Origin of the sequence: Sphingomonas echinoides ATCC 14820 (assembly GCF_000241465.1) — a bacterium.
Lineage (GTDB): Bacteria > Pseudomonadota > Alphaproteobacteria > Sphingomonadales > Sphingomonadaceae > Sphingomonas > Sphingomonas echinoides.
Genome location: NZ_JH584235.1, coordinates 1,981,333 through 1,999,469, shown reverse-complemented (window position 1 = coordinate 1,999,469; position 18,137 = coordinate 1,981,333). Strand labels below are relative to the sequence as shown.

Annotated in this window: 18 protein-coding genes; 13 read left to right on the top strand and 5 right to left on the bottom strand. The window is 67.8% G+C overall.

Features of this window, described 5'->3' with window-relative positions; genetic code table 11:
- Positions 1 to 59: 59 nt before the first annotated feature.
- Together ON00_RS09345 and ON00_RS09340 are read right to left on the bottom strand one after the other, a co-directional pair.
- Positions 60 to 2,150 (bottom strand): RelA/SpoT family protein, encoded by a 2,091-nt coding sequence (locus ON00_RS09345; RefSeq protein ID WP_010405268.1) that lies wholly within the window; start codon positions 2,148 to 2,150, stop codon positions 60 to 62.
- A gap of 116 nt (positions 2,151 to 2,266) precedes the next feature.
- On the bottom strand, positions 2,267 to 2,581 hold the full coding sequence (locus ON00_RS09340; protein ID WP_010405267.1) for a CC_3452 family protein: 315 nt from the start codon (positions 2,579 to 2,581) through the stop codon (positions 2,267 to 2,269).
- Positions 2,582 to 2,699: 118 nt separating this feature from the next.
- On the opposite strand from ON00_RS09340, the gene ON00_RS09335 reads away from it, so the two are divergent.
- The 7 genes from ON00_RS09335 (at position 2,700) to ON00_RS09305 (ending at position 8,320) form a co-directional block, all read left to right on the top strand.
- A complete protein-coding gene (locus ON00_RS09335) occupies positions 2,700 to 3,191 on the top strand; it encodes a winged helix-turn-helix transcriptional regulator (RefSeq protein ID WP_010405266.1) in 492 nt (163 codons plus the stop codon).
- Positions 3,192 to 3,254: 63 nt separating this feature from the next.
- Complete coding sequence (gene ccmC, locus ON00_RS09330) at positions 3,255 to 3,995, top strand: heme ABC transporter permease CcmC (protein ID WP_010405264.1); 741 nt, start codon at positions 3,255 to 3,257, stop codon at positions 3,993 to 3,995.
- A 100-nt stretch (positions 3,996 to 4,095) separates the two neighbouring features.
- Entirely contained in the window at positions 4,096 to 4,530 is a 435-nt protein-coding gene (ccmE, locus tag ON00_RS09325; protein ID WP_010405263.1) for a cytochrome c maturation protein CcmE, read from the top strand.
- A 148-nt stretch (positions 4,531 to 4,678) separates the two neighbouring features.
- A complete protein-coding gene (locus ON00_RS09320) occupies positions 4,679 to 6,733 on the top strand; it encodes a heme lyase CcmF/NrfE family subunit (protein WP_010405262.1) in 2,055 nt (684 codons plus the stop codon).
- Positions 6,730 to 7,257: a redoxin family protein gene (locus tag ON00_RS09315; protein ID WP_010405261.1), complete on the top strand. Its 528-nt coding sequence runs from the start codon at positions 6,730 to 6,732 to the stop codon at positions 7,255 to 7,257. The genes ON00_RS09320 and ON00_RS09315 overlap by 4 nt, the downstream gene beginning before the upstream one ends.
- Entirely contained in the window at positions 7,254 to 7,661 is a 408-nt protein-coding gene (locus ON00_RS09310) for a cytochrome c-type biogenesis protein (protein WP_010405260.1), read from the top strand. The genes ON00_RS09315 and ON00_RS09310 overlap by 4 nt, the downstream gene beginning before the upstream one ends.
- Positions 7,658 to 8,320 carry a tetratricopeptide repeat protein gene (locus tag ON00_RS09305; protein WP_010405259.1) on the top strand — a complete coding sequence of 221 codons (663 nt, stop codon included), beginning with the start codon at positions 7,658 to 7,660 and terminating at the stop codon, positions 8,318 to 8,320. The genes ON00_RS09310 and ON00_RS09305 overlap by 4 nt, the downstream gene beginning before the upstream one ends.
- Here the strand turns inward: ON00_RS09305 and ON00_RS09300 are convergent.
- The gene (locus ON00_RS09300; protein ID WP_010405258.1) at positions 8,262 to 8,768 is read right to left on the bottom strand and encodes a TspO/MBR family protein; all 507 of its coding nucleotides are present in this window, start codon (positions 8,766 to 8,768) and stop codon (positions 8,262 to 8,264) included. The genes ON00_RS09305 and ON00_RS09300 overlap by 59 nt on opposite strands.
- 78 nt (positions 8,769 to 8,846) lie before the next feature.
- On the opposite strand from ON00_RS09300, the gene ON00_RS09295 reads away from it, so the two are divergent.
- The 3 genes from ON00_RS09295 to bchO are packed head-to-tail and all read left to right on the top strand — an operon-like array spanning position 8,847 to position 12,384.
- Positions 8,847 to 9,824 (top strand): magnesium chelatase ATPase subunit I, encoded by a 978-nt coding sequence (locus ON00_RS09295; RefSeq protein ID WP_010405257.1) that lies wholly within the window; start codon positions 8,847 to 8,849, stop codon positions 9,822 to 9,824.
- Positions 9,821 to 11,512 (top strand): magnesium chelatase subunit D, encoded by a 1,692-nt coding sequence (locus ON00_RS09290; protein WP_010405256.1) that lies wholly within the window; start codon positions 9,821 to 9,823, stop codon positions 11,510 to 11,512. The genes ON00_RS09295 and ON00_RS09290 overlap by 4 nt, the downstream gene beginning before the upstream one ends.
- Positions 11,509 to 12,384, top strand: a complete 876-nt coding sequence (bchO, locus tag ON00_RS09285) for an alpha/beta fold hydrolase BchO (protein WP_010405255.1) — start codon at positions 11,509 to 11,511, stop codon at positions 12,382 to 12,384. The genes ON00_RS09290 and bchO overlap by 4 nt, the downstream gene beginning before the upstream one ends.
- A gap of 131 nt (positions 12,385 to 12,515) precedes the next feature.
- Here bchO and ON00_RS09280 read toward each other — a convergent pair whose 3' ends face one another.
- Positions 12,516 to 13,448: a hydroxyneurosporene synthase gene (locus ON00_RS09280; RefSeq protein ID WP_010405253.1), complete on the bottom strand. Its 933-nt coding sequence runs from the start codon at positions 13,446 to 13,448 to the stop codon at positions 12,516 to 12,518.
- A complete protein-coding gene (gene crtD / locus ON00_RS09275; protein ID WP_010405252.1) occupies positions 13,349 to 14,911 on the bottom strand; it encodes a 1-hydroxycarotenoid 3,4-desaturase CrtD in 1,563 nt (520 codons plus the stop codon). Before crtD ends, ON00_RS09280 begins: the two co-directional genes overlap by 100 nt.
- A 78-nt stretch (positions 14,912 to 14,989) precedes the next feature.
- Here crtD and ON00_RS09270 point away from each other — a divergent pair, with 78 nt between their 5' ends.
- From ON00_RS09270 to ON00_RS09260, 3 genes are all read left to right on the top strand, one after another.
- Positions 14,990 to 16,102, top strand: a complete 1,113-nt coding sequence (locus ON00_RS09270) for a methyltransferase (protein WP_010405251.1) — start codon at positions 14,990 to 14,992, stop codon at positions 16,100 to 16,102.
- Positions 16,103 to 16,192: 90 nt separating this feature from the next.
- A complete protein-coding gene (gene bchC / locus ON00_RS09265) occupies positions 16,193 to 17,119 on the top strand; it encodes a chlorophyll synthesis pathway protein BchC (RefSeq protein WP_010405250.1) in 927 nt (308 codons plus the stop codon).
- The gene (locus ON00_RS09260; protein WP_029622590.1) at positions 17,116 to 18,099 is read left to right on the top strand and encodes a chlorophyllide a reductase iron protein subunit X; all 984 of its coding nucleotides are present in this window, start codon (positions 17,116 to 17,118) and stop codon (positions 18,097 to 18,099) included. Before bchC ends, ON00_RS09260 begins: the two co-directional genes overlap by 4 nt.
- Positions 18,100 to 18,137: the final 38 nt, after the last annotated feature.

Here is an 18,137-nt window from a genome sequence, read left to right as displayed (position 1 = left end):
TGCGCTGAATAGCGTGTCGTCACGGCCCCGTCATGGAGAAGTTGCGCGGCGGGGAAAGATCAGACCCGCACCACGCTGTTGACCGCGTCCGCCGCGCGCAGCGCCCCGATGACGTGCATCAGATGGTGGACATCATGCACTTCCACATCGATCGTGTTGGTGTGAAAACCGGTGTCGCGATTGTCGAGCCGCAAATTGACGATATTGGCCTTTTGCGCGCCGATGATCGTCGCGATCGTGCCGAGCGCGCCGGGCTCGTTCTTGACCTCGACCGAGATGCGGCCGGTCGCGCCTTCGGTCTTGTCGCCCCATGACAGATCGACCCAATCGGCATCGTCGGCGGCGGCGAGGATCGGGCAATCGATCGTGTGCACCTCGATCCCCGCATCGGGGCGGCGCAAGCCGACGATGCGGTCGCCGGGCACCGGATGGCAGCATTCGGCGAGATCGAAGGCGACCCCGGCGGTCAGCCCGCGAATCGAGATCGCGCTCGATTGCGGCGGCAAGTCGCGCAACGCATCGGCACCGGCCGAACCCGGCATCAGCGCCTCCATCACCGCCGCATCGGGCAAGCGACGGCGCGCGATCGCTTCGAGCAAGGCGGCTTCGTCCGCGACCTTCAGCCGCTGCATCGCCATCGCTTGCGCATTGCCGGCGAGCGGGGCGGGCAGGCGCGAGACGAGCTCGTCATACATCTTGCGGCCGAGCGCCTGCGTCTCGACGCGTTCCTTGTGCCGCAAATGCCGCCGGATCGCGGCGCGCGCCTTGCCCGTGATCGCGAAGTTCAGCCAATTGGCCTGCGGCTCCTGCGCCTTGGAGCGCAGGATCTGCACCTGATCACCATTTTCGATCGTCGTGCGCAGCGGCACGACGCGGCCGTTGATCTTGGCCCCGACCGCCTGATCGCCGAGATCGGTATGGACGGCGTAGGCAAAGTCGATTGGCGACGCGCCTTTGGGCAGTTGGTGCAATTCGCCCTTGGGGGTGAAGGCGAAGATGCGATCCTGGTACATCGCCATCTTGGTATGTTCGAGCAGCTCCTCAGGGCTCTCGGCATTGTCGAGGATTTCGACCAGATCGCGAATCCAGCTGACCTGTGCGTCGGGCCGGACCTTGTCCTGTTTGTAAGCCCAGTGCGCGGCGAGGCCGAGTTCGGCCTCTTCGTGCATGCCGTGCGTGCGGATCTGGATCTCGACGCGGGTATTGTCGGCGTGGATCACGCTGGTGTGGAGCGAGCGATAGCCGTTGCGCTTGGGGGTCGAGATATAATCCTTGAAACGCCCCGGCACCATCGGCCAGCGGCGATGGATCACGCCCAGCGCCGCATAACAGGCTTCCTCGCTCGGCACGATCGCCCGGAAGGCCATGATATCGCTCAATTGTTCGAAGCTGATATGGCGCTCGGCCATCTTTTTCCAGATCGAATAGGGATGCTTTTCGCGGCCCGAAATTTCCGCTTCGATCCCTGCGCGCGAGAGCAGCAGTTTTAGGCCCGATCCGATCTTGGCGATGCGGTCGCCGCCGCCTTCTTTCAACTGGGCGAGGCGCTTGGTGATCGATTCATACGCTTCGGGTTCAAGCTGTGCGAAGGCGAGCGTCTGCATCTCCTTCATGAATTCATACATGCCGATCCGCTCGGCGAGCGGGGCGTAGATGTCCATGGTCTCGCGCGCGATGCGTTTGCGCTTGTCGGGATTCTTGATGAAATGCAGCGTGCGCATATTGTGCAGCCGGTCGGCGAGCTTGACCAGCAGCACGCGAATATCGTCCGACATCGCCAGCAGGAATTTGCGCAGATTCTCGGCGGCGCGTTCATTCTCGGTCTGCGCTTCGATCTTGGACAGCTTGGTGACGCCATCGACCAGCCGCGCGACCGAGGGGCCGAACAGCCGGGTAATCTCTTCAGGCGTGGCGACGGTATCTTCGATGGTGTCGTGCAGGATCGCGGTCGCGATCGTCTCATCATCGAGATGCAGATCGGTCAGGATGCCGGCCACCTCGATCGGGTGGCTGAAATAGGGATCGCCATTGGCGCGCTTCTGGCTGCCATGCGCCTGCATCGAAAACACGTAAGCGCGGTTGAGCAGTGCCTCATTGGCGGTGGGATCGTAATCGAGGACCCGATCGACGAGTTCATATTGACGTAGCATCTAGCGCCCAAGATGGCGTCGGAGGCTGTTGCTTTGCAACATGTTTAGCCGACGGGCCAAAAAAAGCCCCTCCCGCGCGGGCGCGGAAGGGGCAATGCACCTCTCGGGGAGGATGCTTATTTGGCGCGAGCGTTGCACTTGGCGAGCGCATCGGCGTCAAAGGCCTTATCCGCAGCGGTGAAGGCCGAAAGCTTGCCAGCGCGCTGTGCCACCATTTCGCACACGATGACGTCGCGCTGCGGGCCCTTGGCGGCGGTGAAGGCGGTGTTGTTCCACTTCCACAGCGTTCCGCTGGTGATGAGCACGGTCTTGGTGGGGGCGGCGACCGGGGTGGCGGCGTAATATGCGGCGTCGTCGGCGGCATGGGCGGCCATCGGCGCGAGCAAAGTGGCCGAGGCCAGAACGGCGGCGGCGGCGAGCGTACGAATCATGGCGACGGTCCTCATAAATCAGTTGCTAAGGGCCACCTAAATGCTGCACATGCGAGTTGCAAGTAGAAACGTATATTTCAGTCCCATGACGGGTGAAGATGGGATAAGGTTGACGATTATGGACGAAAAACTGCGCGAACCCTTGCGGGAACTGGTCAAGTGCAGCCTGCCCGCGGCGCTGGAGGCGATGGGGGAACGCTGGAGCTTCATGATCCTGCGCGCCGCGTTTAACGGCTTGCACCATTTCGAGCAGTTCCAGTCCGAACTGGGCATTGCGCGCAACATTCTCGCCAACCGGCTGGGGCGACTGGTCGATCATGGCATCTTGACCCGCACGGCGATGCCCGAGGATCGGCGCAAGATTCAATATGAACTGACCGAAAAGGGCACGGCGTTGCTGCCGACGATGCTCGCGCTGCGGCAATGGGGCGAGCGCTGGGAAACCGGCTTTCGCGCGAGCCCGGTGCTGGTCGACAAGCGCGACATGCGCCCGATCGCGCCGATCGAGGTCCGTGCCTGGGATGGCCGGGTGCTGACCAAGCCCGACTTACTATGGGCGCTGCCCGAAGACGTCAATTATGACGAACAGGCGTTGCGCGCCGCCGAGTAAGTCGCGGGGGCTGCGACGAAACGCCCTGTAGATTCGCCGATCGATCTTGCGTATCGGTGCTGCGTGGCAAGCCTTCACACCTTAGCCAATCCGGCGCGTTTCCTCAAACTGGCGCGTCCGTTGACGCCGCCGCTCTTCTGGGCGGGCGTGCTGTTGATCGCTTACGGCGTGTGGGGCGGGCTGGCGCGGACTCCGCCCGATTACCTGCAGGGCGAGACGGTGCGCATCCTCTACATTCACGTGCCGACGGCATGGCTCGGCATGGCCGGGTGGAGCGGGATCGCGGTGTCGTCGCTGACCTTTCTGGTGTGGCGGCATCCGCTGGCGATGATCGCGGCGCGCGCGATCGCGCTGCCCGGTGCGGCGTTTGCCGCCTTGTGCCTGGCGACCGGATCGATCTGGGGGCGACCGACCTGGGGCACGTGGTGGCAATGGGACGGGCGGCTGACCTCGATGCTGCTGCTGTTCTTCGTCTATCTGGGGTTCATGGCGCTGCTGCGCGCCGATGACGATCGCGGCGGCGACGGCCGTATTCCCGCCATTTACGGCCTGGCGGGATCGGTGCTGTTGCCGATCATCCGCTATTCGGTGGTGTGGTGGAACACGCTGCATCAGGGGCAGAGCATCGGCCTCACCTCCTCCAAGATCGATGCGACGATCCTGTGGCCGTTATGGTTCACGCTCAGCGGTTTCACCTGTTTCTTCGCCGCGATCGTGCTGATGCGGATGCGCACGATCCTCGCGCGGACCAAGGCCGAGGCGCGGATGCGGCGGATGGCGCATGTCGTGGAGGTGGGCGCATGAACCCCTGGCCGTTCGTGATCGCCGCTTACGTCCTGACCGGCGTGGTCGCGGTCGGGCTGGCGGTGTGGAGCTATGCCGCGATGCGGCGGAGCGAGAAACGATGAAGGCCAAGCATCAACGCCTCACGCTGGTGGTGCTTGCGCTCGCGGCCGTTGGCGGGGCGAGCGTGCTGGCGCTGTCGGCGCTGAAGGACCAGGCGGCGTTCTTTTATGCGCCGGGCGATGTGAAGAAGGACGGGCTTCCGCTCGGGCGCGCGGTGCGGCTGGGCGGGATGGTGGCGGATCATTCGATCCAGCGTTTGCCCGATGGCGTTTCGATGCGCTTTGTCGTGACCGATGGCGTGGCGACGGTGCCGGTCGCGTTCAAGGGCATTGCGCCCGATCTGTTCCGCGAGAAATCGGGCGTGGTGGCGGAAGGATCGTTCAACCCCGATGGCAGCTTCACCGCGACCAATTTGCTCGCCAAGCATGACGAGAAATACATGCCGCCGGAAATTGCGGGCAAGATGCACGAAACCAAGACGCTGAAACAATGATCGGTCTGGCAACGCGCACTTGTCTTGCTCCGTCACCCCGGGCTTGTCCCGGGGTCCACCGCGCCGCGTGCCGTGTCCATGCGGTTGGGTGGACCCCGGGACAAGCCCGGGGTGACGCGTACGGCGTAATGCGCGGGTTGCCAGAGCAATGATCGCCGAAGCCGGTCTTGCCGCCTTGTGGTTCGCCGCCGCGCTCGCGCTGTTGCAATTGGTGCTGGCGGCTTTGGGCGTGTGGCGGAGCAGTCGTTTTTCCGTTCGCCCTGAGCTTGTCGAAGGGCACCGCGCAGCGGGCGAGCGGCCTCCCGTTGCGCAGGGGGCTTCGACAGGCTCAGCCCGAACGGCGGAAGAGGGCGACGCCGCGAAGCGCGTGCTGACCGACGAGATCATGGCCGCCGTGCGCCCGGTGGCGGTGGTGCAGGGGCTGCTGGTTTTGCTGGCGATGCTGCTGCTGATCACCGTGTTCGCGCGCAGCGACATGTCGGTGCTGCTGGTCGCGGAGAACAGCCATTCGGACAAGCCGATGCTGTACAAGATCGCCGGTGCCTGGGGCAATCACGAAGGCTCGATGCTGCTGTGGGTGACGATCCTCGGCATGGCCGGGGCGGCGGTGGCGTTGCTCGAACGCACGCTCGCCAAGCCGACGCTGATCGCGACGCTGGGCGCGCAAGCCGCGATTGCGCTTGGCTTTTACGCCTTCCTGCTGTTCGCCTCCAATCCGTTCGCGCGGATCGATCCCGCCCCCGCCGATGGCAATGGCCTCAACCCGTTGCTGCAGGACCCCGGCCTCGCCTTCCATCCGCCGACCTTGTACATTGGTTATGTCGGCATCTCGATCGCGTTCTCCTTCGCGGTCGGCGCGATGATCACGCGCGATGTTGGTCCGGCCTTTGCCCGTGCGATGCGCCCGTGGGTGCTGGGGGCGTGGATATTCCTGACGCTTGGCATCACGGCGGGCTCTTACTGGGCCTATTATGAGCTGGGCTGGGGCGGCTGGTGGTTCTGGGACCCGGTCGAGAATGCCTCGCTGATGCCGTGGCTGGCGGCAACCGCGCTGCTGCATTCGGTGACGGTGCTGGCGACGCGCGATGGCTTGCGCGCCTGGACGCTGATGCTGGCGGTGGTCGCTTTCTCGATGTCGATGATCGGCACCTTCCTGGTGCGGTCGGGCATCCTCACCAGCGTGCATGCCTTTGCGGTCGATCCGACGCGGGGCAGTTTCATTCTGGCATTGCTCGCGCTCTATATCGGCGGCGCGATGCTGTTGTTTGCGTTGCGCGTCGGCACGGTCAAGCAAGGCAATGGCTTTGATTTCGTCAGCCGCGAAGGCGCGTTGATCGCCAACAATCTGTTGCTGACGGTGATTTTGGGGATCGTGCTGATCGGCACGCTCTACCCGATCGTGGCGGCAGCGTTCGGCACGCAATTGTCGGTCGGCCCGCCCTTTTTCGACAAAGCTGCGGGGCCGGTGGCTTTGGTGCTGGTGGCGGTGATGGCGGCGGGGCCGCTGCTGCGCTGGCGACGCGATACGCTGGCGGCTTTGTTCGCGCGGATGACGGTACCGGTCGCCGCGACGGGGGTGATGCTGATCCTGCTGGCGACGATCGGTGGGGTCGCCTTGCTGCCGATGCTCGGGCTGGCACTGTCGGCGGGGCTGGCGGTGGCGAGCGTCGCACCTTTGTGGAAGCGCAACCTGCGTCGCACGCCGCTGTTCACCTATGGCATGGTGGTGGCGCATCTCGGCATTGGGGTAAGCCTGGCCGGCATGGCGTGTGATACTGCGTTTACGCAGGCGACCTTGGTCGCGGCGCGCGTCGGCGAGCCGCAGCATGTCGGGCCGTTCACGGTGACGCTCGACGGGATCAAGCCGGTGATCGGGCCGAACTGGTCGGCGCTGGAGGCGCGGCTCAGCGCGCGGCGGGGTGAGGATGGCGCGGTCTTCTATCTGCGGCCGCAGTCGCGCTATTTCGCCAATCCGGTGACGGTGACGAGCGAATCGGCGATCGCGACGCGCTGGGACGGGCAGCTTTATACTGTGCTGGGCGAGCCGGACGGGACCGGACGCTGGCAATTGCGGCTGTGGTGGAAGCCGTTCGTGACGCTGATCTGGTTTGGCGGCGCGTTGATTGCGATCGGCGGCGCGCTGTCGCTGCTCGGGCGGCTGGCGCGCGGGCGGCGCGCGGCGCTGCGCGAGGCGTACGCATGAAGCGGCTGCTGATCTGGGTGCCGTTCCTCGCGGTAGTGGCCGTGTTCGCGGTGATCGGCTGGGGACTGTACAAGCCCGCCGACCGCACCGTCCATTCGGCCTTGGTCGGGCAGCCTTTGCCCAAATTCAATTTGCCGCCGATCGTGCCAGGCAAGCCGGGGCTGGCGACGACCGCCTTCGCCACGGGCAAGCCGCGGCTGCTCAATGTGTTCGCCAGCTGGTGCATCCCGTGCATCGCCGAGGCCCCCAAATTGCTCGCACTCAAGCAAGCGGGCGTCGAGATCGACGCCGTCGCGATCCGCGATACGCCCGCTGCCATCGCCGATTTCCTCGCGCGCAATGGCGATCCGTATGCCGCGATTGGCGACGACAAGGTGAGCGCGGTGCAGCTCGCGCTCGGATCATCGGGCGTGCCCGAAACCTTCGTCATCGGTGGTGATGGGCGGATCGTGCTGCAGCATGTCGGCGATATTCGCGACGAGGACGTGCCGGGCTTGATCGCTGCCGTCAGGAACGCGCGGTGAGGTGGCTGGCGCTCTGGCTGCTGGTGCTGGCAGGGCCTGCCTTGGCCGACAGCAAGCAACCGCCCGCGCCGCTTGCCAATGTCCAGCTCAAGGACCCGGCGCAGGAGGCCAAGGCGCAGGCGCTGATGCTGACGCTGCGCTGCGTGGTGTGCCAGGGCCAGTCGATCGCCGACAGCAATGCCGAGATGGCGGGCGATATGCGCTCGCTGGTGCGCACGCGCATCGCTGCCGGGGAAAGCCCCGAGACGATCCGGGCGTGGCTGGTCGCGCGCTATGGCGATTATGTCAGTTACGATCCGCCACTGAGCGCGGTCACCGCGCCGCTGTGGATTACGCCGCTGGTGCTGCTGGCGCTTGGCGCATGGCTCGCGCGGGCGAGCTTCAAGAAGCGGCGGCGGGTATGAACTGGGTGATCCTGCTGCTGGTGGGGATTGCCACGACCGGCCTGTTATGGGCGCTGGGCGTATCGCGGCGCTTGTGGACGATTGCGGGCGCGGCGCTGATGCTGGGGGCTGCAGGCTTTGCCGCGCAGGGGCCACGCCATCTAACGGGCAAGCCGGTTGCGGCCAATGTCGAACCGATCGTGATCGATCCCGGCATGGTGGCGTTTCGCGACGCCGTATTCGCGCCGTCGCCCGCCGACGGCCTGGCGCTGGCGAGCGCCGATGCGCGGTTGCGCGAGGGGGATGCGCGGGGCGCGATCGCAGGGTTGGCGCGCGATCTCGCGGCACGGCCCGACGATGCGGTGCTGTGGACCGCGCTTGGCTATACGCTGGCGCTGCACGATCATGGGCTGTCGCCGTCCGCCAAATTCGCCTTTCGCCGCGCGGTCACGCTGGCCCCGGGAACGCCCGGCCCCGCCTTCTTCCTGGGCATGGCGCAGGTCGATGCGGGGGATGTGGCTGCGGCACGCCCGGCCTGGGCTTATGCGCTCTCGGTGACCCCGGCCAACGCGCCCTACCGCCCCGATATTGCCGAGCGCATCGCGGCGATCGACCAGTTTATCAAGATGGCGGCGGTGCGGCGGGCGCTGAGTGGCGATCCTCGCCAAACGGGCCGTTAAGCCGGACGATCGCGGCGTTGAGCACCGCAGCAAAGCTGACCCACAGGAAATAGGGCAGGATCAACACCGCCGCAAAAGGCGAGATCGGCCATAGCCCGACGAGCAATGCGACCAGCGAGCCCCACAGGAACACCACTTCGACCAGCGCCCAATCCGGCCGACGGAGGGCGAAGAACAGCGGGCTCCACAGGAAATGGAACACCGCGTTGACCGCGAACAGGATGATCACCGCTTGCCGCGTCGCGGCATCGGGCGCGATCACCCAGGCGGTGGCACCGGACCAGGCCGCCAGCCCGAGAATCACCGTCCAGGCCGGGCCGAACAACCAATTGGGTGGCTGCCATGGCGGCTTGCGCAAGGCGTGATACCAGGGGCCGATCGGGGTGGCGAGGCCCCCTACGACCAGCAGGACGACGGCACAGCCCAAGGCGACATAAAGCGGATTCATCGGCGTCCCGTCGTGTTTGGACGTGCTAACGCAGCACTGTCCACTTGTCGCGTGTCAAGCAAGTGGTACACATGGCGTATGCGCATGTCTTTTCCTTTTTCCGCGATCGTCGGCCAGGACGAGATGAAACTGGCATTGCTGCTCGCCGCTGTCGATGCGCGAATCGGTGGGGTGATGGTGTTCGGCGATCGCGGCACCGGAAAATCCACCGCAGTGCGCGCGCTCGCGACGCTTTTGCCGCCGGTGCCTGCGTCGCAAGCGGGGTTTCAGTCGAGCGAGCTGCCACCGCCCGCGCCCAAGGCGATGGTGCCGGTGCCGTTCGTCGATTTGCCGCTGGGCGCGACCGAGGACCGGGTGGTCGGCGCGCTGGACCTGGAGCGCGCGTTGGGGGCGGGGGTCAAGGCGTTCGAGCCGGGTCTGCTCGCGCGGGCCAATGGCGGGTTCCTCTATATCGACGAGGTCAATCTGCTCGAGGATCACATCGTCGATTTGCTGCTGGATGTCGCGGCGTCGGGTGAGAATGTCGTCGAGCGCGAGGGGCTGTCGGTGCGGCATCCGGCGCGCTTTGTGCTGGTTGGCAGCGGCAATCCCGAAGAGGGCGAGTTGCGGCCGCAATTGCTTGATCGTTTCGGGCTCTCGGTCGAGGTGCGCACGCCGCAGGACCTCGCGACGCGCGTGGAAATCCTCAAACGCTGCGACGCGTTCGAACGCGCGCCCGAGGCCTTCGTCGAAAGCTGGCGCTCGGCCGAGAAGAAAACGCTCAAACGCATCGCGCGCGGGCGCGCGGCGGTGGGGCAAGTCACGATGCCCGATGCGATGCTGGCGCGCGCCTCCAGCCTGTGCATGGCGGTGGGGGCGGATGGTTTACGCGGGGAATTGACCCTTATGCGGGCGGCGCGCGCCTTGGCGGCGCTGGACGGTGCTGCGGCGGTTACGACGGATCATATTGCGCGCGTGGCCCCGCTGGCGCTGCGCCATCGCTTGCGGCGCGGGGTGCTGGACGAGACCGGATCGACGGTGCGGATCACGCGGGCGCTGGAGGAACTGGCGGCGTGACCGATGTCGCGCCGCCGCACGCGGGGGCGCTCGACGACGCACTGCTCGCCGCGCGGCTATGTGCCTATGATCCGGTCGGCCTGGGGGGGATGATCCTGCGCGGCGGGGGCGACTTGCGCGATGCGGTGGTGGCGGCGCTGCGCCAGGCGTTGCCAGAGGGCGCGCCGCTGCGACGGATTCCGCCGCATGTCGACGATGCCGCCTTGCTCGGTGGGCTCGATCTTGGCGCGACGCTCGCGCACGGGCGACCGCTGCGCCAGCAGGGCGTGCTGGCGGCGGCCGATGGCGGCGTGGCGGTGCTGCCGATGGCCGAGCGGATGGGCGATGCGACCGCCGCGCGGATCGCGGCGGTGCTGGATCAAGGCGAGATCGACGGCGCGCCCGCGCGCGTGGCGGTGGTGGCGTTTGACGACGGCGTCGAGGATGAAGCGCCGCCGATGGCGCTAATCGAGCGGCTCGCGTTCCGGATCGATCTTGGCGACTGTCGGCCTTGCCCGATTGCGCCGGGGCAACCGGTTGCGCGGGCGGCGTCGGTGGCAGTGCCGACGGACATGCTGGAAGCGATTGCCGGGACGGCGCTGGCGCTCGGGATCGATTCGGCGCGCGCGCCTTTGTTTGCGTTGCGGGCGGCTATGGCGGCGGCTGCGCTGGACGGGCGCGATGTGGTTCGCGAGGCCGATGTGATCGTGGCGGTGCGGCTGGTGCTCGCCCCGCGCGCGACGCGGATGCCCGCGCCGCCCGAGCAGGAGCAGGCGAGCGCGCCGCCGCCGCCCGACGATGGCGGGCAGAGCGATTCGGGCGAGGAGGAGCAGGCCGCGCGGCAAGCGCTCGACGACGTGGTGCTGGCGGCGGCGCTGGCGGCGTTGCCGCGCGATGTGCTGGAACAGCTTGCCGCCGGGCGCACGCGCAGCCGTGCGGGAGGCGCGCGGGGCGCGGGGGAGCGTCGCCAGTCGGCGCAGCGCGGTCGACCGCTGGGCGCGCGCGCCGGGGTTCCGCGCGGGGGGCTGCGCTTGAGCGTAATCGATACGCTGCGCGCCGCGGCACCCTGGCAGCGCCTGCGCGCGCGCGGCGATGGGCCGGTCCGCATCCGCCGCGCCGACCTGCACATCCGCCGTTTTGAAACGCGCGCGGAAACGCTGACGATCTTCGCGGTCGATGCTTCCGGATCGTCGGCGGCGGCGCGGCTGGCCGAGGCGAAGGGCGCGGTCGAGCTGTTACTGGCGGAGGCCTATGTCAAACGCGCGCAAGTGGCGCTGGTGGCGTTTCGCGGGATGGCGGCGGAGACGCTGCTGCCGCCGACGCGATCGCTGACGCGCGCGCGGCGCGCCTTGGCCGAGCTGCCGGGCGGCGGCGGCACGCCACTGGCGGCGGGGCTGGCGGCGGCGCGGGGCTTGGCCGAAGCGGCACGCACGCGGGGCCGCACGCCGTTTATCGTGGTGTTGACCGACGGGCGCGCCAATGTCGCGGCGGACGGATCGACCCAGCGCGAGCAGGCCGAGCGCGATGCCGAGGATGCTGCGCGCGCGATCGGCCAGGCCGCGATTGGCGCGGCGTTCGTCGATACCTCGGCGCGGCCACGGCCCGAGGGTGCGCGGCTCGCGCTGGCGATGGGCGCGCGCTACCTGCCCTTGCCGCGCGCCGATGCCGCAGCGATGCACCGCGCCGTCACCGCAGCGCAGGCACGATGAGCCGCGCGCAGTGGGAGCAAGAGGGCCGCGACTGGCCCAATCGCGGCACCAGCCGGTTCGTCGACACCGGGCGGATGCGCTGGCATGTGCAGATGATGGGGGCGGGGCCGGTGCTATTGCTGCTGCACGGCACGGGAGCGGCGACGCATAGCTGGCGTGATCTCGCACCGGTGCTGGCGCGGCAGTTTACCGTGGTGGCATTCGATCTGCCGGGGCACGGCTTCACCACCGGGCGGCCGTCCGGTGGGCTGTCAATGGGGGCGATGGCCAAGGCGGTAGCCGATCTGCTGGGGCATCTGGGTATCGTGCCCGATGCTCTTGTCGGCCATTCGGCAGGTGCGGCGATCGCGCTCCGGATGGTGTTGGACGGCCATGCTGCTCCAGCGGCGGTGGTGGGGCTTGGCCCGGCGCTGATGCCGTTTCCGGGCCTCGCGGCGACGCTGTTTCCGACGCTTGCGCGGCTGGTGTTCGTCAATCCGTTTGCGCCGCACATCTTCGCGGCAATGGCGCGCACGCCCGGCGAGGCGGGGCGCTTTCTCGAGCGCAGTACGGGCTCGCGGATCGATGCCGCCGGGGTCGAATATTACCGGCGGCTGTTCGCCACCTCCGACCATTGCGCGGGGGCGATCACGATGATGGCCGATTGGGATCTGGCGTCGCTGGCGCGCGATTTGCCGCGTGTGGAAACGTCCGTCTTGTTGCTCCACGGCGCGCAGGATGCGGCGATCCCGCGTTCGTCGGTCGAGGCGGCGGCGGGGCTGATGCCACATGCCCGGCTCCAGATGTTACCGGGCCTCGGCCACCTCGCCCATGAAGAACACGCCGAGGAGGTCGCGGCGATCATCACGCGGTTCGCCGGGGCGGCCGCGTGAGGCACACCGCCTTCGCCTTGCTCGACATGGTGATCGTCGGCGTCCCCGCGCTTGGCTGGGGCATTTGGCAATGGGTGTCGACCACGCGAGAGATCGCGCGCGACCGGGCGAGCCAAAACGATGAAGGCCCCTCACCAGAGCGCTCGGGGCATCCGATAGGGGAGCATCGACTGGACGATCGGTGAGCGGAAGCGGCCGAGCGACAGGCTCTCATGCACCGCGCGCACCTCCTCCCCAAACAGCCGCGTCTGCAATGCCGAGCGCGCGTAAAAGGGCGCGTCGATCCAGGTCTTGACGATGCGCGGCGTCGCCCCGGCATCGGCGCGGGTTGCGCGATCGACCAGCCAACCGGTGCGCGGGAGCCGCACGCGTGGCGGCGGCGCGACATCGTGCCAGCGCCCTTGCCGGTCGAACTTCAGCGCCAGCTCGAACGGATCGCCGCCGCGCCTGCGCCCTTCATAGAGCACCGCGACATCTTCCTTGAGATGCGCGCGCGCCCAATGCCAATCGTCAAAACCGGTTTCGAGCGGCTCGTCGCCGAAGTTCGAATCGAAATAGCCCGCGCCGGTCCAGTGCGTGTCGGGGTGGGTCATCGCGACCTCCACCCGTGCGCGCGGCGCGACCGGGTGCCAGCGGTGGCAGGCGGCGGGATCGAGCGCGAAGGCGGTGGTGCCGATCGCGCCGGGGCGCAGCTTGATTTGGCCGCGCACCTTATAGGGCAGGGGCGCGGAAATTTCGGCAATGTCGATGACGAGCGTGTCGCCATCCCAGTGCAAGGCACTTGGCCCCACCGCGAAGCAATCGCGGTCGCGCGACACGCGCGCTTCGCCGCGCTCGGTCATTGCCCAGGCCCCAGCGCGGGGGCCGGTGAGCGAGATGTTGATGGCGCAGTGATTGTCGGGGCGTCGCCGGCCCGACAGGCGGTAATAAGGCGAGAAGACCGAACCGACAAAGGCGATGACGGTCAGGCCGAAACGGCCGTCGTCGCTGGTCGCGTCGACATACCACCAGGCATAGCCGCCGGGCTCGACCGCGCCGTCAAAGCGTGGTCCTTGAGCAGGCATGCGACGGCTAGGCGGGCGGACAAGGCCGCCATCGGGACGCCCGCGCCCGGATGGGTACTCCCGCCCGCGCAATAAAGCCCAGGGATCCGTGTCCGGCTGCCGGGGCGCCGGAAGGACGCCGCCCACCCGTGCGAGGCCGGTCCATAAAGGGCTCCACCCGTCCGTGGGAACAGTGCTTCGAAGTCGCTCGGCGTGGTCAGCACCGTTGCCGAATCGGGGCGGTCCAGCGTCAGGCCAGCGCGCTCCAGCATGGCGTGCATCAGCTTCGTGCATTGCTCTGTCTCCGCTTGGGTGAGCCGGTGGGTGTCGCCATTGGGCGGCGCGTTGAGGATGATCTGCAGGCGTTCGGGGCCGCCGGGATGCGCAGGGGCTTCATCGCCACCCCGGTCCTGCGCGCAGACATAGAGGCTGGGCGCGGCGGGGAGCCGCCCGCGCGCGAGGGCGGTGAATTCGGCGGGGTAATCGCTGGAGAAGAAGACATTGTGGCGCGCGAGCGGGAAGCCGCTGGTGCGCGCGGTCGCGCACCACACCAGGGCCGAAAGCGAACGTCGCGCGGGGGGCAGGGCTGGCACCGCGCGGCGCACCGCCGGGCCGAACGCCCCTGCGGCCAGTGCGGCCGGATCGGCATTACACACCACGCTATCGGCGGCGATACGCTCGCCCGAGGCGAGCACCACCCCGGCGGCGCGGCGGCGTTCGACCACGATCTCGCGCACGGGGGCCGCATAGCGGAAGGTGGCGCCGTTTTGGCGGGCGAGCGCCTCCAGCGCGCGGGCGAGCGCGTGCATCCCGCCGTCGACCAGCCACACGCCGCTCGCCTCGACATGCGCGATCAGCATCAGCGTGGCCGGGCAGGCGAAGGGCGAGGAGCCGCAATAGGTGGCGTAGCGCCCGAACAATTGCCGCAAGCGCGGATCCTGAAAATGCTCGCTCAGCGCGCGCCACAGCGACTCATAAGGGCGGATGCGGGTGAGATCGGCAAAGCCGCGCAGCCCCATCCGCCAGGTCAGCCCGAGCGGGTTGGTCTGCGGCGCGTGCAGGAACGGGCGGTCGAGCGTGTCGAAGATGCGCTTGGCCTCGGCGCGGAACGCGCGATAGCCGCGCGCTGCGTCCGCTCCGGCAAAGGCGCCGATCGCGGCTTCGCTGGCCTCCGCTTCGGCGAACAGGTCCAGCCGATCCTCCCCCCAGGCGTGGCGCGCGAGGATGGTGGCGGGGCGCAACGAGACGTGCGCGTCGAGCGCGCTGCCGCAGGCGGCGAAAATCTCGTCGAACACCGCGCGCAGCGTGAACACCGTCGGCCCGGCATCGATCGCACGGCCACCTGCGGTGACGGTGCGCAGCTTGCCGCCGGGGGCGTGCGCCGCCTCGACCACCGTCACCCTTTGCCCGCGCGCGGCGAGCAAGGCGGCACTGACCAGGCCACCTATGCCTGCGCCGATGATCACCGTGCCGTGCGTCGCCATAGCCTGTCCCTCGCGACGGTTGACGGATTCGTTTATGTCCAGTCAACTGGACACTAAGTGTTGTCCAGGATGGTGCGCATGTCAAAGGGTCTCGTTGTTGGGCTGCACCATCGCTTCGTCGCGGCGCGCAACCGCGTGCTCGCCTCGCCCGGCTTCCAGCGCTTTGCCGCACGCTGCTGGTTGACCCGCCCGGTGGCGCGGCGGCGGGCGCGGCGGCTGTTCGATCTGGTGGCGGGGTTCGTTTATTCGCAAACTTTGGCGGCGTGCCTGGAGACTGGGCTGATCGCGCTGCTCGCGGAGGAGACGCAGGCGAGCGCGGCGATCGCCGCGCGCATCGGCCTGTCGCACGAGGCCACGCTGCGGCTGTTGCGCGCCGGGGCGGCGATCGGGCTGGTCGAGCGAGTCGGCGACCGCTGGACGCTGGGCAGCGACGGCGCGGCGCTGCGCGGCAATGGCGGGATTGCAGAGATGGTGGCGCATCACCGCTTGCTCTACGCCGATCTCGCCGATCCGGTGGCGCTGCTGCGCGGGGAGCGCGCGGGCACGCTGGCGGGCTATTGGGACTATGACAAAGCAAGCGACTCGGATGCGGCGGTGGCGGCACCCTATTCGCGGCTGATGGCGGCGTCGCAGCCGCTGGTCGCCGCGCAAATCCTCGATTGTTATCGCTTTGCGCGGCATCGGCGGCTGCTCGATGTCGGTGGCGGCGAGGGGCGTTTCCTCGAGTCGGTCGGGGCGCGTGTCGCGGGGCTGGAGCTTGCTCTGTTCGATTTGCCAGCAGTCGGTGCACGTGCGCAAACGCGCTTGGACTCGGCGGGGCTTGGCGATCGCGTGACGATCCATAGCGGCAGTTTTCTGGTCGATCCGCTGCCGGCGGGGCATGATCTGATCACGCTGGTGCGCGTGCTGCACGACCATGACGATGCGCCCGCGCTGGCGCTGCTGCGCGCGGTCCACGCTGCGCTCCCGCCCGGCGGACGGCTGCTGATCGCCGAGCCGATGGCGGGCACACCCGGCGCCGAGCCGGCGGGCGACGCCTATTTCGGCCTGTATCTGCTCGCGATGGGATCGGGCCGTCCGCGCACGCCGCGCGAAATCGGCGCGATTCTGGCGGCGGCGGGGTTCCGCACCAGCCGCCTGGTCGTCACCGCGCTGCCGCTGACCTGCCGTGTCATGATCGCCTGTCGTTGACCTTCGTCAATTCACATTGACATTCAATAGTGTCCATATAAACTGACACTCTAAGCAGGACGTAGCGGCGCGCGACGGGGAGGATGCACGGTGGAAACACTGGCGGTGGTTTTGGAGGCTCCGGGGGACATTGCCCTGCGCAGCCTCACGCTCACCGCCCTCGGCGCGGGCGACGTGCTGATCGATGTCGCCTGGAGCGGGATCAGTTCGGGCACCGAAAAGCTGTTCTGGTCGGGCCGGATGCCGTCTTTCCCGGGCATGGGCTATCCGCTGGTGCCGGGCTATGAATCGATCGGGCGGATCGTCGATGCCGGGGGCGAGGTGCGCGGGCGGCTGGGGGAATGGGTGTTCGTGCCCGGCGCGAGTTGCTACGCCGATGCGCGCGGGCTGTTCGGCGGTACGGCCCGCCGCGTGATCCTGCCCGCCGCGCGCGCGCTGCCGGTCGACGAGAGGCTTGGTGCTGACGGCATCCTGATCGCGCTGGCGGCGACGGCGCATCATGCGGTGGCCGGGGGCGCGGTGCCGCAGCTCGTGATCGGGCATGGCATTCTTGGTCGCCTGATCGCGCGGATCGTGATCGCGCTCGGGGCTCCGCCGCCGACGGTGTGGGAAACCAATGCCGATCGCCGCGCGAGCCAGGGTTATGCGGTGCTCGCCCCCGAGGCCGATGCGCGGCGCGATTATCTCACGGTGTGCGACGCAAGCGGAGCCGCCGATCTGCTCGACACGCTGGTGCCGCGAATCGCCAGGGGCGGCGAGATCGTGCTGGCGGGCTTTTACGACCGCCTCTCCTTCGCCTTTGCCCCCGCTTTTCAGCGCGAGGCGCGGTTGCGCATTTCGGCCGAATTCACGCCCGCGGACGTGGCCGCGGTCAGCACCTTGATCGCAAGCGGCGCGCTCCGGCTCGACGGGCTGATCAGCCATGTCCGCCCGGCCGAGGAGGCGCGCACCGCTTATCCCGCCGCGTTCGATGATCCCGCCTGCCTGAAAATGGTCCTCGATTGGAGACACGTATGAGTATGCTCGATCCAGGCGTGTTGCGCGACGAGGCGCAGGAGGAGCCAGACCCCGTGCACAGCGGGCCGGTGACCAAGGAAACGCAGATCATCGCGATTTACGGCAAGGGCGGCTCGGGCAAATCCTTCGCGCTGGCCAATCTCAGTTACATGATGGCGCAGCAGGGCAAGCGCGTGCTGCTGATCGGCTGCGACCCCAAGAGTGACACCACCAGCCTGTTGTTCGGTGGAAAATCGACCCCGACGATCATCGAAACCTCGTCGCGCAAAAAATTGGCAGGCGAGGAAATCGGCATCGAGGACGTCTGCTTCCAGCGCGACGGTGTGTTCGCGATGGAATTGGGCGGGCCCGAGGTCGGGCGCGGCTGCGGCGGTCGCGGCATCATCCATGGTTTCGAGACGCTCGAGAAACTTGGCTTCCACGAATGGGGCTTCGATTACGTTCTGCTCGATTTCCTGGGCGACGTGGTATGCGGCGGCTTTGGCCTGCCGATCGCGCGCGACATGTGCCAGAAGGTGATCGTGGTCGCCTCGAACGACCTGCAATCGCTCTACGTCGCCAACAATGTGTGCAAGGCGGTCGAATATTTCCGCAAAATGGGCGGCAATGTCGGCGTCGCGGGGATGATCCTCAACAAGGATGACGGCACGGGCGAGGCCAATGCCTTTGCTGAGGCCGTCGGCATCCCGGTGCTGACCGCGATTCCGGCGAACGAGGATATCCGCAAGAAAAGCGCCAATTACCAGATCATCGGCAAGCCTGGCGGGCAATGGGCGAGCCTGTTTGAACAGCTTGCGATCAACGTTGCCGAAGCGCCGCCGCTGCGCCCGACCCCGCTCGATCAGGATGGCCTGCTCGGCCTGTTCTCGGCGGATGTGACGGGCGCGGACTACGCCCTGCGCCCGGCGACGCAGGCCGACATGCGCGGCGTGGCCTATGTGCCCAAGCCGACGCTGGAGGTGGTGTACGATGCCGTCTGAGGTGGGCCTTGTCTCTGCTCCCCTCCCTGGAAGGGAGG

Excerpts from the sequence above, each read along its gene's own strand:
- ON00_RS09345 (WP_010405268.1), bottom strand. The coding sequence starts at position 2,150 with ATGCTACGTCAATATGAACTCGTCGATCGGGTCCTCGATTACGATCCC.
- ON00_RS09340 (WP_010405267.1), bottom strand. The coding sequence starts at position 2,581 with ATGATTCGTACGCTCGCCGCCGCCGCCGTTCTGGCCTCGGCCACTTTG.
- ON00_RS09335 (WP_010405266.1), top strand. The coding sequence starts at position 2,700 with ATGGACGAAAAACTGCGCGAACCCTTGCGGGAACTGGTCAAGTGCAGC.
- ccmE (WP_010405263.1), top strand. The coding sequence starts at position 4,096 with ATGAAGGCCAAGCATCAACGCCTCACGCTGGTGGTGCTTGCGCTCGCG.
- ON00_RS09320 (WP_010405262.1), top strand. The coding sequence starts at position 4,679 with ATGATCGCCGAAGCCGGTCTTGCCGCCTTGTGGTTCGCCGCCGCGCTC.
- ON00_RS09315 (WP_010405261.1), top strand. The coding sequence starts at position 6,730 with ATGAAGCGGCTGCTGATCTGGGTGCCGTTCCTCGCGGTAGTGGCCGTG.
- ON00_RS09305 (WP_010405259.1), top strand. The coding sequence starts at position 7,658 with ATGAACTGGGTGATCCTGCTGCTGGTGGGGATTGCCACGACCGGCCTG.
- ON00_RS09300 (WP_010405258.1), bottom strand. The coding sequence starts at position 8,768 with ATGAATCCGCTTTATGTCGCCTTGGGCTGTGCCGTCGTCCTGCTGGTC.
- ON00_RS09295 (WP_010405257.1), top strand. The coding sequence starts at position 8,847 with ATGCGCATGTCTTTTCCTTTTTCCGCGATCGTCGGCCAGGACGAGATG.
- bchO (WP_010405255.1), top strand. The coding sequence starts at position 11,509 with ATGAGCCGCGCGCAGTGGGAGCAAGAGGGCCGCGACTGGCCCAATCGC.
- ON00_RS09280 (WP_010405253.1), bottom strand. The coding sequence starts at position 13,448 with ATGCCTGCTCAAGGACCACGCTTTGACGGCGCGGTCGAGCCCGGCGGC.
- crtD (WP_010405252.1), bottom strand. The coding sequence starts at position 14,911 with ATGGCGACGCACGGCACGGTGATCATCGGCGCAGGCATAGGTGGCCTG.
- ON00_RS09270 (WP_010405251.1), top strand. The coding sequence starts at position 14,990 with ATGTCAAAGGGTCTCGTTGTTGGGCTGCACCATCGCTTCGTCGCGGCG.
- ON00_RS09260 (WP_029622590.1), top strand. The coding sequence starts at position 17,116 with ATGAGTATGCTCGATCCAGGCGTGTTGCGCGACGAGGCGCAGGAGGAG.